This is a genomic window from Pseudomonas sp. B6001 (assembly GCF_013386015.1).
In the GTDB taxonomy this organism is placed as follows: domain Bacteria; phylum Pseudomonadota; class Gammaproteobacteria; order Pseudomonadales; family Pseudomonadaceae; genus Aquipseudomonas.
Genome location: NZ_JACAOX010000015.1, coordinates 111407 through 130889 on the forward strand (window position 1 = coordinate 111407; position 19483 = coordinate 130889).

22 protein-coding genes are annotated in these 19483 nt (G+C 56.2%); 19 read left to right on the forward strand and 3 right to left on the reverse strand.

Annotated features, from left to right (window positions below; all coding sequences use genetic code 11):
- Positions 1–24 precede the first annotated feature (24 nt).
- From HX821_RS16510 to HX821_RS16590, 17 genes are all read left to right on the forward strand, one after another.
- Complete coding sequence (locus HX821_RS16510; protein WP_177036029.1) at positions 25–270, forward strand: hypothetical protein; 246 nt, start codon at positions 25–27, stop codon at positions 268–270.
- 5 nt (positions 271–275) lie between these two features.
- Positions 276–602, forward strand: coding sequence for a GPW/gp25 family protein (locus tag HX821_RS16515; RefSeq protein ID WP_043046683.1), 327 nt, complete (start codon positions 276–278; stop codon positions 600–602).
- Positions 599–1486, forward strand: coding sequence for a baseplate J/gp47 family protein (locus tag HX821_RS16520; protein ID WP_177036071.1), 888 nt, complete (start codon positions 599–601; stop codon positions 1484–1486). The genes HX821_RS16515 and HX821_RS16520 overlap by 4 nt, the downstream gene beginning before the upstream one ends.
- On the forward strand, positions 1483–2088 hold the full coding sequence (locus tag HX821_RS16525) for a phage tail protein I (protein WP_177036072.1): 606 nt from the start codon (positions 1483–1485) through the stop codon (positions 2086–2088). Before HX821_RS16520 ends, HX821_RS16525 begins: the two co-directional genes overlap by 4 nt.
- Positions 2085–3527: a phage tail protein gene (locus tag HX821_RS31820; RefSeq protein WP_256348997.1), complete on the forward strand. Its 1443-nt coding sequence runs from the start codon at positions 2085–2087 to the stop codon at positions 3525–3527. The genes HX821_RS16525 and HX821_RS31820 overlap by 4 nt, the downstream gene beginning before the upstream one ends.
- An 8-nt stretch (positions 3528–3535) precedes the next feature.
- Positions 3536–3967: a phage tail assembly chaperone gene (locus tag HX821_RS16535; protein ID WP_256348998.1), complete on the forward strand. Its 432-nt coding sequence runs from the start codon at positions 3536–3538 to the stop codon at positions 3965–3967.
- A gap of 93 nt (positions 3968–4060) precedes the next feature.
- Positions 4061–5233 (forward strand): phage tail sheath family protein, encoded by a 1173-nt coding sequence (locus HX821_RS16540; RefSeq protein WP_177036073.1) that lies wholly within the window; start codon positions 4061–4063, stop codon positions 5231–5233.
- 12 nt (positions 5234–5245) lie between these two features.
- Positions 5246–5749, forward strand: coding sequence for a phage major tail tube protein (locus HX821_RS16545; protein WP_043046688.1), 504 nt, complete (start codon positions 5246–5248; stop codon positions 5747–5749).
- Between the two features lie 12 nt (positions 5750–5761).
- Positions 5762–6070: a phage tail assembly protein gene (locus HX821_RS16550; protein ID WP_056845384.1), complete on the forward strand. Its 309-nt coding sequence runs from the start codon at positions 5762–5764 to the stop codon at positions 6068–6070.
- Between the two features lie 150 nt (positions 6071–6220).
- Positions 6221–9292 carry a phage tail tape measure protein gene (locus HX821_RS31825; protein WP_256348999.1) on the forward strand — a complete coding sequence of 1024 codons (3072 nt, stop codon included), beginning with the start codon at positions 6221–6223 and terminating at the stop codon, positions 9290–9292.
- A 9-nt stretch (positions 9293–9301) separates the two neighbouring features.
- Positions 9302–10147 (forward strand): phage tail protein, encoded by an 846-nt coding sequence (locus HX821_RS16560; RefSeq protein WP_177036074.1) that lies wholly within the window; start codon positions 9302–9304, stop codon positions 10145–10147.
- Complete coding sequence (locus tag HX821_RS16565; protein ID WP_043046728.1) at positions 10122–10328, forward strand: tail protein X; 207 nt, start codon at positions 10122–10124, stop codon at positions 10326–10328. Before HX821_RS16560 ends, HX821_RS16565 begins: the two co-directional genes overlap by 26 nt.
- A gap of 130 nt (positions 10329–10458) precedes the next feature.
- A complete protein-coding gene (locus HX821_RS16570) occupies positions 10459–10719 on the forward strand; it encodes a hypothetical protein (protein WP_043046692.1) in 261 nt (86 codons plus the stop codon).
- A 58-nt stretch (positions 10720–10777) separates the two neighbouring features.
- Positions 10778–11818 carry a phage late control D family protein gene (locus HX821_RS16575; protein WP_177036075.1) on the forward strand — a complete coding sequence of 347 codons (1041 nt, stop codon included), beginning with the start codon at positions 10778–10780 and terminating at the stop codon, positions 11816–11818.
- A 48-nt stretch (positions 11819–11866) separates the two neighbouring features.
- Positions 11867–12430 carry a glycoside hydrolase family 19 protein gene (locus tag HX821_RS16580; protein WP_177036076.1) on the forward strand — a complete coding sequence of 188 codons (564 nt, stop codon included), beginning with the start codon at positions 11867–11869 and terminating at the stop codon, positions 12428–12430.
- Positions 12412–12954, forward strand: a complete 543-nt coding sequence (locus HX821_RS16585; RefSeq protein WP_177036077.1) for a lysis system i-spanin subunit Rz — start codon at positions 12412–12414, stop codon at positions 12952–12954. The genes HX821_RS16580 and HX821_RS16585 overlap by 19 nt, the downstream gene beginning before the upstream one ends.
- Before the next feature lie 148 nt (positions 12955–13102).
- On the forward strand, positions 13103–13897 hold the full coding sequence (locus HX821_RS16590) for a DNA adenine methylase (protein WP_177036078.1): 795 nt from the start codon (positions 13103–13105) through the stop codon (positions 13895–13897).
- Positions 13898–14642: 745 nt separating this feature from the next.
- Here the strand turns inward: HX821_RS16590 and HX821_RS16595 are convergent.
- Positions 14643–15338: an SOS response-associated peptidase family protein gene (locus HX821_RS16595; protein WP_177036079.1), complete on the reverse strand. Its 696-nt coding sequence runs from the start codon at positions 15336–15338 to the stop codon at positions 14643–14645.
- 101 nt (positions 15339–15439) lie between these two features.
- On the opposite strand from HX821_RS16595, the gene HX821_RS16600 reads away from it, so the two are divergent.
- A complete protein-coding gene (locus tag HX821_RS16600) occupies positions 15440–15865 on the forward strand; it encodes a LexA family transcriptional regulator (protein WP_177036080.1) in 426 nt (141 codons plus the stop codon).
- Positions 15858–17135: a translesion error-prone DNA polymerase V subunit UmuC gene (umuC, locus tag HX821_RS16605; RefSeq protein WP_177036081.1), complete on the forward strand. Its 1278-nt coding sequence runs from the start codon at positions 15858–15860 to the stop codon at positions 17133–17135. Before HX821_RS16600 ends, umuC begins: the two co-directional genes overlap by 8 nt.
- A 165-nt stretch (positions 17136–17300) precedes the next feature.
- On the opposite strand, the gene HX821_RS16610 is transcribed toward umuC, so the two are convergent.
- The gene (locus tag HX821_RS16610; RefSeq protein ID WP_177036082.1) at positions 17301–18524 is read right to left on the reverse strand and encodes a hypothetical protein; all 1224 of its coding nucleotides are present in this window, start codon (positions 18522–18524) and stop codon (positions 17301–17303) included.
- A gap of 356 nt (positions 18525–18880) precedes the next feature.
- Entirely contained in the window at positions 18881–19093 is a 213-nt protein-coding gene (locus tag HX821_RS16615) for a hypothetical protein (protein WP_043046698.1), read from the reverse strand.
- Between the last annotated feature and the right edge of the window lie 390 nt (positions 19094–19483).

Genomic DNA, 19483 nt, shown 5'->3' on the forward strand with positions numbered 1-19483 from the left:
TTTTCATTTCTGGAGTTTGCCCACATGAACAAGCCCAAGTCGGACGAGCAGCCGGCTGCTCTCCAGTCATTGCCAGCACCGAAGGTAGAGTCGTCACCGAAAGCTTTTGGCCTGCCTCGCCGTTTTCGCGACACCGTGTTCACCTCGCGAACGCTGATCACACCGCATGGCCAAAGCCTGGTGGTTATCAGGGGGGTGGTGACCGCTGAGACCTCTGATCATTACGAATTTCTTCAAAACCATCCTGACCTCGAACCCGCGCCGGAGTAACCCAGATGATCGGAATGGATCGCCGCACTGGGCAGCCCATCTCCGGCATCGAGCATCTGCGTCAGTGCATTGAAGACATCCTGACCACCCCGTTGGGCAGCCGACGGCAACGGCCCGACTACGGTAGCCAGTTACGCCGCTTCGTCGACCTGCCAGTTACCGAAGGTTGGAAAAGCGCAGTCCAGGCCGAAGTGGCACGGGCGCTGGGACGATGGGAGCCCCGGCTCAGTATCAGCCAGGTGCGCGTGGTGGCTGTTTTAGATGGCCGAATCGAGTTTGAACTCAAGGGCCTGTTCAAGGGCGAAAACGCGCTACTGAGGGTCGCCGCATGAGCACTGTGGATTTATCAGCGCTGCCGGCGCCGCCTGTGCTGGAGGATCTCGACTTTGAGCAAACCTACGCCGAGGAACTGGCCGCGTTTCGTTTGTACATGGGCGAAAACTGGACCGCCGAGCTGGAAAGCGATCCAGTGGTCAAGCTGTTGGAGTTGGGCGTTTACCGGCGCATCCAGAACCGGGCCCGAGTAAATGACGGGGCCAAGGCGCTGATGCTGGCTTATGCCATTGATGGCGACCTTGATGAGTTAGCTAATAACGTCCGCCTGAAGCGCCTGGTGATTCAGGAAGAAAATCTCAACACCGTTCCGCCGACGCCTCGGGTGATGGAGTCCAACGACGCTCTGCGCGAGCGAGTGCAGCTGGTGTATGAAGGGCTAACCACGGCCGGCCCGCGAAACAGCTACATCTTGCATGCTCGCAACGCGTCGGCCCTGGTGGCGGATGCAACGGCCGAAAGCCCATCCCCTGCGGAAGTGGTAGTCACCGTGCTGCACCTGCAGGGCAATGGTGTCGCCGAGCAGCCGCTGCTGGATGCGGTGATGAAATACCTCAGTGATGACGACATCCGGCCAGTCGGGGATCGCCTCACCGTGCAAAGCGCTGAGGTCATTGAATACCGCATTGACGCGGTGCTGCACATGGCCGGTACCGGCTCGGAAAACGAGGCGATCCTGGCAGCGGCTGAGCAGCGTCTGGCGGGTTGGGTCAACCCTCGACGGCGGCTTGGCGTTGAGGTGCCACGTTCAGCCATCGACGCGCAGCTACATATCAGCGGTGTCGGTCGTGTGGACCTTCCCAACTGGCAGGATATCAAGCCGACCAAGTACCAGGCGGCTTACTGCATCGGCTTTACCGTGAAGCAGGGGGGGCCGTCGTGAAAAGCCTACTGCCTATAAACAGCACGCAATTGGAACGGGCCATTGAAGCGGCGACCGACGAAGTCACCGATGTGCCGTTGCGCACTTTGTACAACCCTGACACCTGTCCGGCGCAATTACTTCACCAATTGGCCTGGGCTTGGTCGGTTGACCGCTGGGACAACAACTGGTCGGAAGCAGTCAAGCGCTCGGCCATCCGTTCGGCGTTCTACGTACATGCACACAAGGGCACCATCGGCGCGTTGCGTCGGGTAGTTGAGCCGCTCGGCTATCTGATTGAAGTGCAGGAGTGGTGGGAGACGACTCCCATGGGTGTTCCCGGCACCTTCGCCTTGAAGGTAGGCGTATTAGAAACCGGTATCACCGAGGAGATGTACCAGGAACTGACCTGGCTGGTTGATGACGCCAAGCCAGTCAGTCGTCACCTTACCGGCCTGGCAATCAGCCTCGAAACCGCTGGCCATGTTCATGTCGGCGCCTGTCTCACTGATGGCGACGAAATTGACGTGTATCCGCCCACGCAACGCGACATCGAGGTCAGCGGATACATCCGCCTCGGCGGCCGTGAACACACCATCGACACCATGGATATCTACCCATGACAGACCAAAACAGCCAGTTCTTTGCCATTCTCACCGCTGTAGGCAAGGCCAAACAGGCCAACGCTGACGCCTTGGGCATTCCTTGGACCTTCTCGCAAATGGGAGTTGGCGACGCCAACGGCACAGATCCGATTCCCAACGAGCAACAAACAAAACTGATTCACGAGAACCGTCGCGCGCCGCTGAATCAGGTGAAGGTTGATCCCGCAAATGCCAATATCATCATCGCCGAACAGGTGATTCCTGAAGGCGTCGGCGGCTGGTGGATTCGCGAAATTGGGCTCTACGATGCGGCGGGTGATCTGGTCGCTGTAGCGAACTGTGCGCCGAGCTTCAAGCCTCTGCTGACACAGGGCTCCGGACGTACCCAGGTTATTCGCATGAACCTGATTGTCAGCAACACCGCCAACGTCGACTTGAAAATTGATCCAAGTGTCGTGCTGGCGACCCGTGCTTATGTCGACACCGTAATCACCACCATATTCCCCCCTAACAAAGTCCCCGGCATCTACACCAAGGTCCAGATCAACAGTCGGGGCATAGTGGTCGCGGGTTATAACCCGACATTGTTGAAGGATTATGGGATCACTGACGCACTGAGTAATACCGGCGGTGACGTCACCGGCAACATCAGCCTGATCAATGCCCGTAGCATCGCAACCGTTGCTACGAACTCCACCAGTTGGGCGGGCGGTCTCCATGCCGTATCCAGGGAATCGAGAGAGGTTCTTTCGGGCGTCGGTGCCTGGGGCAATGGGGACACCGTACATACGGTGTACATGGGGTTAAGCAGTGCGCCGTGGCAATTCGGCTACGGTATACGGGTGAAAGCAGACGGTGTGTACATCTCGGGGCCTATTACCGGCAACGGTGCAGGCTTGAGCGGCGTCCCTTGGAGCGGTCTCACTGGTGTTCCGACGAGCCTGGCGGGCTACGGTGTGCAGATTGCCAGTCAGCAGGAGGCGGAAGCCGGGGCCGACACGAACAAGCCTATGACTGCGCTACGGGTGTTCCAGGCGATTGTCGCGAAAGTCGTTCAAGCGACCGAAAGCGTCGCGGGCATTGCACGCGTAGCGACTCAGGTGTTGGTCAATGCCGGCGTGGATGACACGACGTTTGTCACGCCGAAAAAGCTCAAGTTGGGTTTCTTTGCTATTTGGGGGGAAACCGGCGGGATTGTGTTTCCTACCTGGTTAGGCGGCCTGATTATCAACTGGGGCATCAGTGGCACTACATTGCTTCCAGGGGCCTCCACCCAACTGACGATGGCGAACGCATTTACTACAAGCTTTTTTAAAGCCAGTGCGTTCTATGACGGCTCGGATAGTACGGCTATGTCTACGTTCAATGCCTATCGAGCGAGTATGACGCAGATCAAAATCACCAACACGCACGCCACAAGCACCTCCACTCCCTCTTATATCGCTATCGGTCGCTGAGGTTTCCTATGCAGTACATGAGTCCATCGACGCAGGGCTTTTACAACACGGCAAATTACCCTAAGCGGATGCTGCCGGACGATGTCGTCGAGGTCACAGACGAGCAATTCAGATACCTGTTAAAGGGCCAGAATGCTGGCAAGGTCATGGCTGTCGATGCCGGTGGTCAACCAGTTCTGAATGATCCTGACCTGGACGCAGGAGCGGTAGCCAGTCAGGAACGGATTTGGCGTGACGCCGAGCTTGAGCGCTTGAAGTGGTTGCGAGAGCGACATCGCGATGAGTTGGAATTGTCTATCCCTCACAGTCTGACGGATGACCAATACGGTCAGTTGCTTGAGTACATGCAGCTTCTGCGGGACTGGCCCCAATCTTCGAACTTTCCTGATCAGGAACATCGACCACCGGTGCCCGCTTGGGTCGCCGAGCAAGCACCATAACGCCCCACTTCATCGGGGCGTTTTTGTATCCGCTGTTTAACCCCTGAAAGCCTCGCACATGCGGGGCTTTTTCATTTCTGGAGTACATGCACTATGGCCTCTTCCGGTCGTTTTCACGGCGTTACCGTCACCCTGGTAGATACCGGGGCACGGACCATTGCGCTGCCGTCATCGTCCATTATTGGACTATGTGACACCTTTACTGTGGTGCCAGCTGCATCCGCCAAACCCAACGAACTGACGCTGATCACCAGTGAGCGTGAAGCGGTTGCCGCTTGGGGCGATGACTCGGCAATCACGCGTGCATGCAAGGCGATTTTCGTCCGTGCGAAAGCCGTGGTCATTGGCTGCGGCGTTGCCAAAGTTGAAGACCCTGCTCAGCAGACCTCCTCAATCATTGGAGGCGTTCTGGCATCGGGGCAGCGCACTGGCATGCAGGCACTGCTGGACGGCAAAAGCCGGTTCAACGCACAGCCGCGGCTCCTCATTGCTCCAGGTCACACCGCGACCCAGGCGGTTGCAACTGCGCTGGATGCATTGGCCGGCAAGCTTCGGGCCTTGGCGATTCTCGACGGGCCGAACACCACGGACGAAGCCGCAATGGCCTACGCCCAGGAGTTCGGCAGCAAGCGCTGCTTCCTGGTCGATCCGGGCGTGCAGCTGTGGGACACGCTGCAGAGCAAAACCATCAACGCGCCGGCCTCGGCCTTCGCCGCTGGTTTGTTTGCCTGGACGGATGCCGAGTATGGCTTCTGGTCTTCGCCCTCGAACAAAGAGTTCGTCGGCATCACTGGCACCTCGCGGCCGGTCGAGTTTCTGGATGGCGACGAAACCTGCCGGGCCAACCTGCTCAACAACGCCAACATCACCACCATCATCCGCGACGGCGGGTATCGCTTGTGGGGTAACCGTACGCTCTCAGCGGATCCCAAGTGGGCGTTCGTTACCCGTGTCCGCACGGTCGATATCGTCATGGATGCAATCCTGGCGGGGCACAAGTGGGCGGTCGACCGTGGCATCACCAAGACCTACATCAAGGACGTCACCGACGGCCTACAGGCATTCATGCAAGACCTGAAGAACCAGGGCGCGGTGATCAACTTCGAGGTGTTCGCCGACACCGAGCTGAACACCGTCAGCCAGCTGGAGCAGGGCAAGGTTTACTGGAATATCCGTTTCACCGACGTTCCGCCTGCCGAGAACCCGATTTTCCGGGTCGAGGTCACCAATCAGTGGCTCACCGAAGTCCTGGAAACCGCCGCCTAAGGAGGCTGCACAATGATTCCTCAAGTGCTTTTCAACACCAACCTGTTCGTCGACGGCATCAACTTCAAGGGCGATGTGCCCAGCCTGAGTTTGCCGAAGCTGGTGGTTAAAACGGACGAATATCGCGGTGGCGGCATGGCTGGCCCTATCGAGATGGACATGGGCCTGGAAAAGATGGAGGCCAGTTTCACCACCAACGGCGTACGCCGCGAGGCCATGAAGTTTTTTGGGCTGTCCGATCAAACCGCCTTCAACGGGGTTTATCGCGGTTCGTTCAAAGGGCAAAAAGGGCAGACCACAGCAGTGGTGGCGACCTTGCGCGGCATGCTCAAAGAGCTGGATCCAGGCGACTGGAAGGCAGGTGACAAAGCCGAGTTCAAGTACTCGATTGCCGTCAGTTACTACAAACTGGAGATCGCTGGCCGCCTCATTTACGAAATTGACATGGTCGCCTCGATCCGGGTGATCGACGGTGTAGATCAACTGGCTTCCATGCGCAGCGACTTGGGCCTCTAAGGAATTTATCGAATGGCTACCCCTGAACTGAAAAAACTCCCTACCTGGCTGAAGCTCACCGCCGAAAACGCCACCATCACCTTGTCTCGGCCCTCTGAGGTCAACGGCGTGACCGTTGATACCCTGACGATTCGCTCACCCACGGTGCGCGAAGTGCGCGCTGCTGATCGCGCCTCAGGCGACGATGAAGAACAGCGCGAGCTGATGCTGTTCGCCGGCCTTTGCGAAGCCGGTCAGCAGGACCTGGAGGGCCTGAAGCTGGTGGACTACCACCGCCTGCAGGCCGGCTATTTTCGCCTGGTGCAGGACGACGGGGTTTAACCCCGCACTGTTGAAACTGGCGGCCAAACGCTTGGCGGCGGAAACCGGATTTTCCGCCGCCGAGATTCAGGCCATGCCGTTTGCCGAGATGGTCTGGTGGCTCTCGGATTGAGCCACCTACCGTAATTACTCGCTACAGGGAGCCACGACATGGCAAACAAACTCGCGCTCGGCCTGGTGATTGGCGGCGCCGTCAGCTCCACTGTGGGCACTGCCTTCAAGGATGTGCAGGGGCGGATCAAGCAACTGGAAGCTCAAGGCACCAAGGCTCGGGTGCTGCAGCGAACGATTGGCGACACCATCCGTCTGCGGGAGGAATGGAAGAAGGCCAATGACAGCGGCGCTGCTGGTGCCAGTACGCTGCTGCGCAAATTGGAATCCAACCTGAGTACGCTGAAAAAGCAAGGTGTCGAGGTGCGTAACCTCGCCAAGGCTTATCAGAGCATGGAACAGGTCGCTCGCAAGGCCGACCTGAAAGCCACCGGGTACTCTCAGATCAAAGATGGCAAAGAGGGGCTTACCGGCACGTTGGGCAAGGCGGCGGCTGCTACCGCTTTGATCGCCATTCCCACCAAGGTATCGGCTAACTACCAGACGCAAATTCGGCAGATGGCGCTGTGGGCACACACTGCCGGCACAGACGCCGAACAGAAAATGGCCGACAAGATCAGTGAGGTGGCCGCGAAGAAAGGGATGGGGCAGCAGGCTCTCGCTCGGGCGGTCGGTGGCTTGATCGAGAAGGGCATCGACTGGGAGGAGTCGGTGGACTATGCGCCGCTGATTGCTGACCTGGTCGACGGCCAGGGCATGGAGGCCGCAACTATCGCCACCTTGTTCAGTGCCTTCAAGGAGGCCGGCGTCAAGAAGGAGGACATGGGCGCAATGTTGGGCCAGGTGGCCGCTGCGGGTGACATTGGCGCGTTTGGTCCCAAGGATATGGCCAAGTACATGCCAGCATTGCTCGGCACGATTAAACGCTTGGGCATGGAAGGGCCGGAAGCCGTGCGTTTCCTCGGTGCGAGCCTGCAGTCGCAGTTCTCGCAAACCCAGGACGCGGCGGCGGCTGCGACCAACATGAACAACTTGCTCAACGCGGTGATCAGCAGCACCAGCCAGGAGCGGTTCGCAAAACAAGGCTATGACCTGACGAGTTCGATTCTGGCCGCTACCAAAAGCGGTAAGGCGTCCAACCCGGTTGAAGCCTTCATTATGCTCAGTGAGCAGTTGATCCAAAAACAGGATCCGGCCACGGCCAAGAAGGTCGCGGCGCTCAAGGCCAAGATCAAGGCGTCCAAGGATGGCAGCGCCGAGGAAGAACAGGCCATGGTCGCGCTGATCCAGGCGGCGGGTTTGGCGAATATCGTCAGTGATCAGAGCGCCAGTGATGGCTTGCTCGCCCAGATCAAGTACGGCAACACGATCAAAGACAACATGACCACCATCAAGAAAACCGATGGTAAGGCCAAGATCGAGTCCGACGCAGCGAAAGCTCGTGAGACATCCAACGCCAAGTGGAGCGCGGCCACATCGAGCATGGAAGCGACCATGACCAGTCTCGGTGATGCGTTACGACCGCTCACCGACCTGGCGGCCGATGGCTTGACCAAAGTTGGCAATAGCATGGCGGGCCTTGCCAATGAATTTCCGAAAATCGTCAGCGGTACGACGGTAGCTATTGGTGCGATTGGCGCGGCAGTCGCGGCGTTTCAAACATTCAAGATCGGCAAGGGCCTGATTAACTTGGCGCGTGGCGGTTTGGGCGGAAAAGCAGTTGGTGTGCAAAAGGTGTTTGTCACCAATTCGAATCCAGGCGGCGGTAGTGCAGGTAGGGGCAAAGGCGGTACAGCGTTGTCGGTGGTGGAGAAAGGGCTAAAAGCTGCCGCCGCCTTGCGAGGTAAGGGTGGTCCAGGGGCTGATCCGAAGGCGGGTGGTTTGGATCCTGTTGCCACGGGCATCGATGTCGTCTCGATGATTCAAGACGCGGTGGTTGGCGGAGGGGATGCTGCAGAGCCGGTGGGCGGCATCCAGCGTGTATTTGTCGTGAACATGGCGTCCATGGGCGGCATGGGTAATTCACGGTCTGCACGGCGTCGAAATAGGAAACCGTCTACTCCTCGTACTTCGCGGCGCCGACCATCGGCACCGCCACGATCACCGCGTCCGGTTGGTCCGCCGCGTGCATCTGCGCTGGTACCGCGTCCGCCGGTTCAGCCACGGAGTCCGGTTATTCGGCCAGTGACACCTCCCGTGCCTGCGCCGGCTTTACGGCCACCGGTTCCAGCGCCTCGCCCTCCCGTTATGCCTGGGCCTGGAACGAAGATGCTGACCTCGGTCGCCGGAGGTGTCGGAAAGGTTGGCAAAGCGGCCAAAGTGGTTCCGGGCGCCTCCTTGGTCGAGGCCGGCAGCATGGTGCTCAACACTTACCTGACTGCTGAAACGCAGGACGAAAAAGCGGAGGGCTATGGCGAGGCCGCCGGAACACTTGCCGGCACCATGGCGGGTGCAGCTGCTGGCGCTGCCATTGGTTCAGTGGTTCCTATCATTGGCACAGCCATAGGCGGCATGGTGGGGGCATACCTTGGGAGCATGGGAGGTCAGCAACTGGGGGGCTGGGCTGGATTGTCGATGTTCGGCAGTGACAAACGCAAAGCGACCGCCGCACCGATTACACCGATGTTGATGGCGCCGCGACCTGGGCCAGCGGTACCCAGCCTGGCAACGATGGCGAATAATTTCGCCGCTCGGCAACCTGTTGTTGTGGCGACTCAGCCAGCACCTGCAGTGCAGGATATCGGAACGGCTGTTGCTCCCTTGTCACCTGTTGCAAAACCTCTGATTCAGGCGGTACCGGTGCCGGTAAATAGCATCGCCGCGCCTCCGGTGCGGCAGCAGGCGCTGGTTGCAACAGCGACGCCGAGGCCAGCGGCACCGATGATGATGCCAATAGGGCCGGCGTTGGGCGACGTCACTCGCTCACTGGCGGCGCCTGTTGCTCCAAAACCCGCCAATTTGGTTATTCAGGCGCCTGCGGCACCTAAGCCAGAGCCTGCACGGGTGGACCAAAAGTTCAGCTATTCGCTGAACATGCCGGTCACGGTCGAGGGTGATGCCAAGGATCCGCAGCAATTTGTTCAGCAGCTTCTACCCCTGATGCAGCGCGCACTGAATGACGCCGCACAGCAGGAAGCCCGACGTAATCTCTACGACGACGCCCATACATAAGGAGGAATCATGGAATATCTGGAGCAGATGCAGTCCGGCTTCAAATACCTGGTCAGCGCGGGCGAGGCGGGCCGGCGGAGCATTGATGGGATTATGGGACCTGTAAACGGCGCGATCAGCGAGATCACGGGTGCGGCTGCTGAGCTTGAAAATGTGCCGTTCCTACCGCCAGGTGCAGGTGAAAAACTCCAACGTGTCATGCGGGGGATTGGTGCAGCACAGGCCAAGGTCGGCGCAGTGGTTGAGACATACAGCCGAGCTTCGCGGGCGGTCTCTCAAATAGACGAGCGCCTGGGTGTCCTCAAAGAACAAGCCGCCAAGGCCGGCGCGGCTATTAACAAGGTGGCCGGGAAGGTCAGCCCATCGCTGGCAAACGTTCTACCGACCGAAGCCCTGGGGCTGTCTCAGACTCCTCTCGCTGAGGCCGTGAAGCCCTTTCCTCACCTGCTGATCATCCAGCCGCTCAAGCCAAACACCCAACCCTACTACTTCAACCTGGATACGGCGGCCTTCGACGAGTTACGCCGGCAGACGGAGTTTCGCTGGGCTGCGCAAGAACGCCTCAGCCGTCGACCGGCGCAACAGGCCATCGGAATGGGCGAGGAAAAAATGACCCTAAAAGGCTCGATCTTTCCGGGCTTCAAAGGAGGGCTAAAGCAACTGGATACCCTGCGCAGCATCGGGGCCCAGTTGCTGCCACTGACCCTCACCACTGGCTACGGGGAAGTGCTGGGCACCTGGTGCCTGAAGACCCTCGACGAAGAACAGAGCGCGCTGCTGCAGGGCGGGATCCCGCGCAAGCAAGTATTTACCCTGGAGTTTGTACGATATGGCGATGACCTGCAGAACGTCTGACGGCGACGTGCTGGATACCCTGTGTAACCAGCTTTACGGACACCTCAACGGCACCGTGGAGGCGGTGTTGGCCCACAACCAAGGACTGGCCGACCAGCCGCAACCGCTCAAAGCCGGGTTGCTGATTGTCTTCCCAGACCTTCCTCCGGTCACGGACGAAACCGTGCAGCTGTGGGACTGATGGCCGATTGCCCCATAGGGCTGTCGCCGATAGACTCGCCCCTTTTGGATCGAGCGCGGGACGCCTCATGGAAAGATCAACAGTGTTAAGGACGGTAAAACGGGGCATCTGGGCTGAATTGGGCTATCGGATGAATTGGATTTTCTTCGGCATTGTGGGGGCGATCCTCCTGGCCTTCATTCCCATCGTCGGTTGGTTTTTGGCCGTAGGCGTGATCCTCGCCACGCTGTGGAAAACCTTCGGTTTCCGTGAGACCCAGGTAGTCGGCAGTTGCCCGGCGTGTACCAAGTCGATGGTCATTGAGCCGAAGACCGACGTCTTCGCCTGTCCTGTGTGTCAAAGCTGTATTGCTGTTCGAGAGGACAGCCTGGTGGTGCTCGACATCAACTGAGCACCCATTCATGACGAAGCCCCGCAATGCGGGGCTTTGTCGTTTCTGGGGTATCGAGATGAAACCAACTTTTAGAATTGTCGCGGACGGGACCGATATCACGGCCCTGATCAACGACCGCCTGCTGTCCCTGCGTACCGTCGATAAACCCGGCATGGAGTCGGATGACTTTGAGCTGCGTATCGACGACCGCGATGGTGCTGTGTCACTGCCCAAGCGCGGTGCCGGCATTGAGATCTACCTGGGCTACGTCGGCAACAGCCTGACGCGCCTGGGCCGCTACATCGTGGATGAGGTCGAAGCATCCGGCCCACCGGACACCATTGTCATTCGCGGTAAAGCCAGCGACATGCGCGGATCCGGCAAAACCACCCGTACCGGTAGCTGGGAAAACGTCACCCTTGCGCAGATAGTCACCGACGTGGCCGCTCGCAACGGCTGGCAACCAGTCTGTTCCATCACCACTGTGGTGCCTCGGGTCGACCAGATTGGCGAATCCGACTTCAACTTCATCACTCGCTTATCCAAGCAATATGACTGCACCGCCAAGGTCGCCGACGGCAAGCTGTTGGTGATGCAGCGTCAAGCGGGACAGAGCGCGAGCGGCAAAACCCTCGGCGTGGTCACCATCCAGAAAAGCGATGTCAGCCGCTGGCAGTTTCGTTTCGCTGATCGCACCACGCAAAAGGCGGTCAAGACACGCTACCAGGACAAAAAGAACGGCGAACTGGTAACCCTGGAGCTGGGCAACGATGACGCCCCGGAAGGCATGCCGCCGGTACATACCGACCGACATATCCATCCCAACAAGTCTGCAGCGGAACAGGCCGCCAAGGCACGGCTGAATGCGTTCAACCGTTCTTCTGCAGCAGTTCGGCTGGAGATGGTGGGGCGCACCGACTTGTTTGCCGAGCGCCATATCAACGCGCAGGGCTTCAAGGACGGATTGGATGGAGACTTTTTGGTGGACTCGGTGGAGCAGGTGTTCACCCAGGCCGGCTGGTCCACCACGGTCGAGTGCAACGCCGGCAAAAAAGGCAAAGCCAAGGCCAAAGGTAAGAAACAGAAAAAGCCGCTCACGGTGCTGACGGTGCCGTGACCGCCTAACGCAATCGACAGACCCGCAACGACGAACTCAGGAGGCGCCATGCCCATCACCGAGCAACAACTTCAACGCATCATGCCCAACGCCCGCCGCCAAGCGGGCGTTTTTGTATCTGCTTTAAATGCAGCGATGATCAACAGGAAGATCAACACACCCAAGCGCCAAGCCGCATTCCTCGCCCAGGTCGGCCACGAGTCCGGTCAGTTGCAATACGTACGCGAACTGGGCAGCGATCAGTACCTCAGCAAATACGATACCGGCGCTCTGGCGGCCAAGCTCGGTAACACGCCCGAAGCCGACGGTGATGGTCAGCGCTACCGTGGTCGTGGCCTGATCCAGGTCACCGGTCACGATAACTACCTGCGCTGCAGCCTGGCGCTGTTTGGCGATGAACGATTGTTGCGCACGCCGGAGCTGCTCGAGCAGCCGCAATGGGCAGCAGAGTCGGCGGCGTGGTTCTGGTCGGTGAATGGGCTGAATGCACTCGCGGATCAGGAACAGTTCAACACCATCACCCGCCGGATCAATGGCGGCCTCAACGGCCTGGAGGATCGGCTGCAGCTGTGGGGTAGGGCGAGGGCGGTGTTATGCGTCTCTTCGACCTGATCCCCGCGCAGTTTCGAATCGCTGCCGTCGGCGGCTTGTTGCTGATGGTGGTCGCCGGAACCGCGGCGTTGGCCTGGACTGCGCAGGGCTGGCGTTATGGTCGTGTGTTGGAACGCCAGGCCCGGCTGCAGGCGGACACCCTCAACGAGATATCCCAAGCGTCTGCTACGCAGCTGCGCACCGAGCAGGACAAACGCCTGGCCCTGGAGCGTCTCCTGCAGAACCAAGATGAAACTCACCACAAGGAACTGACCGATGAGCAAACCAAGCAGGCTCGCCTGCGTGATCGCCTGGCTACTGCTGATCTGCGGCTGTCAGTCGTACTCGGCGCCACCGAAACCACCGGCAGCTGTGCAATGCCAACCACCACCGGCACCGGCCGCGTGGTTCATGGCACCACAAGAGCCCAACTTGACCCAGCGCATGCTCAACGAATTATCGGCATCACCGATGTCGGCGACCAAGGATTGATCGCCCTGCGAGCCTGTCAGGCTTACGCAAAAGAAGTTTCTACACCGAAGTAAAAGGAGCGGTCGGGCAGGATGCGTCAACATCCCACCCGGCCACCTTCCCCGCAGATCGTCCCTGCAAGTCCAGCCAAGGCTCCTGCTTCGTGCACAAAGCGGAGTGAGCCTAGCACTGTTTATCCATACAGCAAAGGTCTTGCTTTTTATGTCTACACCCATCATCCCTTGGATGGGCGGCAAACGCCGCCTGGCCGACCGTCTTATCCCGCTCTTCCCGCCACACGAATGCTACGTTGAAGTGTTTGCCGGCGGCGCCGCGCTCTACTTCATGCGTCCCCAGGCTGCGCCCGTTGAAGTTCTCAACGACATCAACGGCGACCTGGTGACGCTGTACCGCGTCGTGCAGAACCACCTGGAAGAATTCGTCCGCCAGTTCAAATGGGCGCTCAGTTCTCGCCAGGTGTTTGAGTGGCAGAAGATGACCCGCCCTGAAACCCTCACCGACATCCAGCGCGCCGCTCGATTTTTCTACCTGCAGCACCATGCCTTTGCCGGCAAGGTGACGGGGCAGACGTTTGGCACCGCGACCACTGGCCCAGCGATCAATCTGCTGCGGATTGAGGAGAATCTATCTGCAGCGTGGCAGCGTCTGTCAGGCACCTATGTGGAAAACTTGGGCTGGCTTGAGTGTGCCGAGCGCTACGACCGTGCTCATACCTTCCACTACATGGATCCGCCTTACTGGCAGACGGCCGGATATGGCGTGGATTTTCCCTTTGAAAATTACGAGCGCATGGCTGAGTTTATGCGGCGTTGCAAAGGGAAGGTCATGGTTAGCATCAACGATCACCCGGACATTCGGCGCGTGTTTGAGGGCTTTCATTTTGAGGCTGTAGAAATTCGGTACAGCACAGCGAACCAGCGGCAGGGCGTGCCGGCTGTGAGCGGAGAGTTGATCATCATGAATTGGCAACCAGACCCTTTGGGGTCACTTTTTTAAGTTCTCGCCATTGGGCCATCCATGACCCTAAGCAATCTTAGATTTTTTAGGACTTCAGAATCTCCCAGGCTTTACGTAGAGCTTCAAAAACGTTGGTAAGCGCAATCACTAAAGCGATCCATTTCATGATGTTTTCTCTGTAATGAAGTTGGACCCTTCTGGGTCCGATATATCGTTTGCGAAAATCAGTGAGGCTACGTGATAGCTCTGCGGTAAATCCGGCTGTTTTGCTTTTGTGGGAGGCTGGGGGGCTTAAGTCCTTTTAAGGCTAGTATGTGGCTGGCTTTTAAGTCAATACCGGATTTTGATTTTTTTCTGATATGCGCAAGTTGCGGAAGTTACGCAACTTACGTAACTCTCTTAAGCTTGACCCGTTGCGGGCTCTGGTTTCATTGGGTTTTGTCGGTTTGACGAGATTCGCGCCTGTTGGCGTCAGCGATTCAGCAGCTAGCGATTGCGCCGTACGTATTTACGTATTTACGCAAGGTCGTAGCTTCAACGCAAAAACGCAAAAACGCAAAAACGCAAAAACGCAAAAGTACAAAAGTACAAAAGTACAAAAGCGCAAAAGCCCCTAGGTACAATGGTACAAAGGTACGAGGACGCAGATTGATGAATTAACGAATTAACGAATTAACGCAATAACGAATTAACGCAATAACGAATTAACGCAATAACGCAACTAACCACCCACCGCCTTTTAGCGGCTAAAATTTTCCTCAAGCGGTGCTGCTGTTGGGGCAGACTATTTCTCATCAGACGGGAGAATCAAAGAGGCCCCTTGATTGCGAGGGTTGCCGACGGCTTTGTTCACTGTGTACCACTCAAAGTCGTCAGTTGGTTGGCAGCACGCGCGCGCTATTTCTTCGGCTTGTGCTGGAGTGAGATTTGGATTAAGCCATTCCCTAGCGTGATCAGCTGTTAGCACCAACGGTTTGCGGTCGTGGATGTCCACCATTCCCTGATCACTGGCGGCGGTGATGATCACGAACCCATCGCCGTCGTGGGGATCCAGGCCAGGATGAACTTGGGCGAGCGCGCCAAAGAACATGGGCTTCTGGCTCTTCAGGCGAATGAAATAGGGCTGCTTTCTCTTCGGGTCGTCAGGGTCTTTGACCCACTCGTACCACCCTTCACTCGGCACCAGGGCTCGGCCTTTCGGCCAAAGTTGCTTGAAGAACTTTCCCGTGGTGACCGTCTCCACGCGGGCGTTGATCGGATCGGGGCGCTTGCTCTTGGCCCAAAACGGCGCCCATCCCCATTTGACTGCATCAATATGCAGCCCATCCTCTGTGGCGTGTAGCACCTGCACCCGTGTCGACGGCGCGACGTTGTAGCGATCAATAGGCTGAGCATCGTAACCGCTGAACAGCTCTATCTGGGGGCTCAGTTCTTCGATGAAGATCGCCATCCCTTCGTACTGCACGAATCGCCCGCACATACGCACCTCTCCGCCTGTCGAAATCCCCTACAGAAAAATTGACCGCAAGCGTCCTTCAAAGTTAACTGTACATTCGTACAGTATCTGTAAAAGGCCGCATCATGAGCTTCACCATTCTAGGTCCTATCGCTGAGGCAGGCGCGAAGCTGCCTATGTGTTCGTTCCAGGTTCCAGCCGGTTTTCCATCACCGGCAGCGGATCATATTGAGCAGCACATCTCATTGGATGAGGTTCTGAATATCCGCGCACCGCATGTGTACTTGGTAGTAATCACCGGGGAAAGCATGCAGGGGATTGGTATCTTTGAAGGTGATCTCGCGGTGGTGGATCGTGCCATTGAGCCTGCTCATGGGCATGTGGTGGTGGCGCTGTTGAATAATGAGCCCGTCTGCAAGCGCCTATGTAAGCGCGGCCGGGAGGTGATCCTTCTATCAGAGAACCCCAAATACCCGGCGCGTTACGTTCTTGAAGGGGATGAGCTATCAATCTGGGGCGTGATTACCAGCACAGTGCGCAGCCATGTCTAAGCAAGAACCGACCTTTGCGCTGATCGACTGCAACAGCTTCTATGCCAGTTGCGAGCGAGTGTTCCGGCCGGACCTGGCGAAGGTGCCCATCGTGGTACTGAGCAACAACGATGGCTGTGTCATCGCACGTAGCTACGACGCGAAGCCGTTCATCAAGATGGGCGAGCCGTATTTCCAGATCAAGCACAAGCTCAGGCAGCACGGCATTGTCGCGTTCTCATCCAACTATGCGCTGTACGGCGACATGAGCGAACGCGTGATGAGCTTGATCGAGGCGATGGTACCGGCAGTTGAGGTGTATAGCATCGACGAGGCATTCGCCGACCTGACTGGTATAAATGGACTGGATGCCCTAGGCCGGCAGATCCGCGCACAGGTGCTTCGATGTACCGGCATTCCTGTTGGTGTTGGTATTGCTCATACAAAGACCTTAGCGAAGCTGGCAAACCACACCGCAAAGCGCCTGCAGTCGCAGACTGGCGGGGTGGTCAATATCACCGATCCGGTTAAGCGGGACTGGGTTTTGCGCAACACGGGCGTAGAGGAAGTGTGGGGTGTTGGTCGCAAGATGAAACTCCACCTGGATGCGATGGGCATTAGGTCGGCCATGGACCTGGCTAAGGCGGACCCCTGGACGCTACGCAAGAAGTTCAGCGTTGTTATCGAGAAGACGGCCAGGGAGCTGGGCGGCATGTCGTGCTTGGAGTTGGACGAGCCCGATCTACCGAAGCAAGAGATCTGCTGCAGCCGGATGTTTGGTAAGCGGCTGACTGAGCTGGCACCGATCAAGGAAGCGGTGGCGACTTATATGATGCGGGCCTCGGAAAAGCTGCGGGCGCAGAACTCGCTGTGCAAGAAGGTTCGCGTCTGCATTCGAACCGGCATGTTCAACCCAGAGGAAGCGAAGTACGCCAACGGAGTGGTAGTGGACATGCCGTACCCGACCGCTGACGTACGGCTACTTACGAAAGCAGCGGTCGACGCTCTTGATCGAGTCTTCCGGCCAGGCTTTAAGTACAGCAAGGCCGAGGTAATGCTGCTGAACCTGTGCCAGCCAGGTGAGTACTCCGACGATCTCTTCGCTACATCACAGCCGGCAGACGCTACTCGGGTGATGATGGTACTGGACCAGATCAACGAACGATGGGGCAGGGGCACTCTGCGTCCGGCCAGTGTGCCGACGAACCCAGAATGGGCCATGCGTCGTAATTTGATGAGTCGGAGCTATACGACAAAGCTTGATCAGTTGTGGGCCGTGAGCTGCAGGTAGGAGGATCTAATGTTATTTGTTCGGATGCACATTATAAGTGTTTCCAGCGTTTCGTCGTGTGAGTATTAAACTCATTTTGATTGATTGTATATAGAGTATGTTTTTATTGGTCCGCTGGTCTTGAAAGGCGGAAAGTTGTTCGGGTTCTATGAGGCGCGATGGTGTCTAGTCGGTGCTAATGAATTTCATGACAGCTTTTAGGCGAGAGATTTGCTCTGATATATTTGTTGCCTCGGTGCTTAATGAGATGAAGGCCCCTATTTCCTGTGTGTTTTTATGTTTAAAATGGTTGCTTATAAAGAAGCGAAGTAAGTGCTCTATGTAAAGGCATAATTGAAACATTTTGATATCTATATTTGTTGGTTTTTTACCTGCGTGTATATGTGTGTTTCTTGAGTGGCGAAGTGATTTTAAAATTGATCTATGTAAGTCTTGTTTGGAGTAAAAGAAGGATACTCTTTTGGTTAGTTTTTCTGTGTCGTCAGCCATGACTAACTGCTCAATAGTTACCCATAGTTTTGTTAGTCGTAGCTCTGCATTAACACATGATATTGCAGTTGAGTAGTTTCTTAGTCCGCTTTTTACATGTGTGTTATATGGGAGCTTTTGAATTTTTTTGAGCGTTTTTTTTAAATGAGAAATCGTAGCTGATGGATTTTTTAGACTTATTGGTTGTTGATTGGCTTTGAAGTCTGGATTTTCCCATAAGGAGTTTGGGTGGCAATGACCTCTTTGATCATGAATTGTCTGAAATTGACCTAGACTTACTATACATTTGGTTGGGTATTGGAACTCATCTGTTGAGCCAAGAAAATTAATGCTTTTTTTGAATCCTATTTGTAATGTTGCTAAGACGATATCAAACGCTTCACTGCTACGGCTAATGGCGGATTCTATATTTGGAGCTATGGTTGATACAGTAACTATTGTATGCTTGCTCTCCTCCTCACCTAGGCTGGATGAGGCGGTCAGGATTTCTTGAGTTCTATATTTTTTGTACTTTAAAGGTGTGGTGTTATAAAAGGTTATAATGCATTCATCGATATGGAGTCGTGGGAAAGCGTAGATATTTTTTAGAACTATAGGGAAGACAATAGTAAATTTTTCTTTTTTGGTTGATTTGTGACAGCGTTTGTCAAATTCCACGAGCAAATGATTGTGGTTTTTTATCATGTCTTTTTTGAAGCAGTAAAAAACAGACTCTTTAAAGGTTTTAAAGAGTGTTTCGCTATCTAAGTTGTGGTCATGCTCAATGAGGCCGTACAAACTGTCAAAGTTAAAGTCTGCGCCAATGCGATAGGATACCTGGCCTTGAGGCGTTAAGCTCAGCAATGATATGGTTTCATTAATTAAGGCAGTCGGGCAATTGTAAATCCATTTAGACGCCATATTAAACCTTGGTTTGATAGAATTGAAATGATGATCTGAGAGTTTCTACTATTTCGATACTAACTGATCACGTTAATGGTTGCGAGAACCCGCTTGAGCTTCGCTGCCACGAAGGCTGTCATGCAGCCCTACAAAGCACTTTACATTGCCAGCAATCACTCTTGCCCGAAGCATTCATGAGCTCGATGGAAAAGATAGGAATGGGGCAAAAATGGGGCAATCCAAAGGCCAATCTATGCCATCTCATGCCAATTATGCATTTATGCAACGTGTCGTAGGATGGCGTTACAGCCAACAGTCATGGGCCGATCCCTCAAAATCCCCCACATACTCCTACACAATCGGGGTGTGCATTGTCAGAGACGATTAGTTCGTAGCTTCGCCAAGCCCTGCTTGATGTGCCCAGCATTTTCGCCGATCACGAATAGAGCACCACGGACGTTGTCACCAACTTCATCCATGCCTTGCTTTTCGCTTTGGAGAGCCAACTCCATCAGAGCTGCTTCCAACGCCAGCTGATTCTCGTACATTCGTTCAAGCAAATCTGGGAGTGAGTATTCCCCTGCCATGTGTGTCACCCCGCCTAAAAGGGCTAAGCATAGCAGTGGCGTAGTAAATTGGTGCTTGCTTAGAAATTGCTACGAGGAAGGCCGCTCAATGCCTCGAAAGCAGGGGTAGTGGCGCTTTTGGGGAGAGCGACGTCCAATACATCATCGGACGGATCGTTTAGCTGGCTTCCCTGCAGTCGTATGGGATCCTAAGCTGCCTACCGCGAAGGGCAGCAGTCGGCCAATTGCAGCCGCTCAGCCGCTCAGCCGCCCAGCTAAGACCAGCTTTGTTTGTTTGCCTGAGGAGGGGATATCCGCCTCAGTCGCCGTAAACCGTTTCAACCTTGGATGAGCGCCGGCAGACCTAGGATTTCGGTATGGGTGGCTGTTGCAGTACGGAGGGATTCCCGG

What these genes read in the sequence shown, in the direction of transcription:
- HX821_RS16575 (WP_177036075.1), top strand. Translation starts at nt 10,778, where the DNA reads ATGAAACCAACTTTTAGAATTGTCGCGGACGGGACCGATATCACGGCC.
- HX821_RS31820 (WP_256348997.1), top strand. Translation starts at nt 2,085, where the DNA reads ATGACAGACCAAAACAGCCAGTTCTTTGCCATTCTCACCGCTGTAGGC.
- HX821_RS16615 (WP_043046698.1), bottom strand. Translation starts at nt 19,093, where the DNA reads ATGGCAGGGGAATACTCACTCCCAGATTTGCTTGAACGAATGTACGAG.
- HX821_RS31825 (WP_256348999.1), top strand. Translation starts at nt 6,221, where the DNA reads ATGGCAAACAAACTCGCGCTCGGCCTGGTGATTGGCGGCGCCGTCAGC.
- HX821_RS16565 (WP_043046728.1), top strand. Translation starts at nt 10,122, where the DNA reads ATGGCGATGACCTGCAGAACGTCTGACGGCGACGTGCTGGATACCCTG.
- HX821_RS16600 (WP_177036080.1), top strand. Translation starts at nt 15,440, where the DNA reads ATGAGCTTCACCATTCTAGGTCCTATCGCTGAGGCAGGCGCGAAGCTG.
- HX821_RS16570 (WP_043046692.1), top strand. Translation starts at nt 10,459, where the DNA reads ATGAATTGGATTTTCTTCGGCATTGTGGGGGCGATCCTCCTGGCCTTC.
- HX821_RS16515 (WP_043046683.1), top strand. Translation starts at nt 276, where the DNA reads ATGATCGGAATGGATCGCCGCACTGGGCAGCCCATCTCCGGCATCGAG.
- HX821_RS16550 (WP_056845384.1), top strand. Translation starts at nt 5,762, where the DNA reads ATGGCTACCCCTGAACTGAAAAAACTCCCTACCTGGCTGAAGCTCACC.
- HX821_RS16520 (WP_177036071.1), top strand. Translation starts at nt 599, where the DNA reads ATGAGCACTGTGGATTTATCAGCGCTGCCGGCGCCGCCTGTGCTGGAG.
- HX821_RS16510 (WP_177036029.1), top strand. Translation starts at nt 25, where the DNA reads ATGAACAAGCCCAAGTCGGACGAGCAGCCGGCTGCTCTCCAGTCATTG.
- HX821_RS16560 (WP_177036074.1), top strand. Translation starts at nt 9,302, where the DNA reads ATGGAATATCTGGAGCAGATGCAGTCCGGCTTCAAATACCTGGTCAGC.
- HX821_RS16610 (WP_177036082.1), bottom strand. Translation starts at nt 18,524, where the DNA reads ATGGCGTCTAAATGGATTTACAATTGCCCGACTGCCTTAATTAATGAA.
- HX821_RS16585 (WP_177036077.1), top strand. Translation starts at nt 12,412, where the DNA reads ATGCGTCTCTTCGACCTGATCCCCGCGCAGTTTCGAATCGCTGCCGTC.
- HX821_RS16595 (WP_177036079.1), bottom strand. Translation starts at nt 15,338, where the DNA reads ATGTGCGGGCGATTCGTGCAGTACGAAGGGATGGCGATCTTCATCGAA.
- HX821_RS16545 (WP_043046688.1), top strand. Translation starts at nt 5,246, where the DNA reads ATGATTCCTCAAGTGCTTTTCAACACCAACCTGTTCGTCGACGGCATC.
- HX821_RS16590 (WP_177036078.1), top strand. Translation starts at nt 13,103, where the DNA reads ATGTCTACACCCATCATCCCTTGGATGGGCGGCAAACGCCGCCTGGCC.
- HX821_RS16580 (WP_177036076.1), top strand. Translation starts at nt 11,867, where the DNA reads ATGCCCATCACCGAGCAACAACTTCAACGCATCATGCCCAACGCCCGC.
- HX821_RS16540 (WP_177036073.1), top strand. Translation starts at nt 4,061, where the DNA reads ATGGCCTCTTCCGGTCGTTTTCACGGCGTTACCGTCACCCTGGTAGAT.
- HX821_RS16535 (WP_256348998.1), top strand. Translation starts at nt 3,536, where the DNA reads ATGCAGTACATGAGTCCATCGACGCAGGGCTTTTACAACACGGCAAAT.
- umuC (WP_177036081.1), top strand. Translation starts at nt 15,858, where the DNA reads ATGTCTAAGCAAGAACCGACCTTTGCGCTGATCGACTGCAACAGCTTC.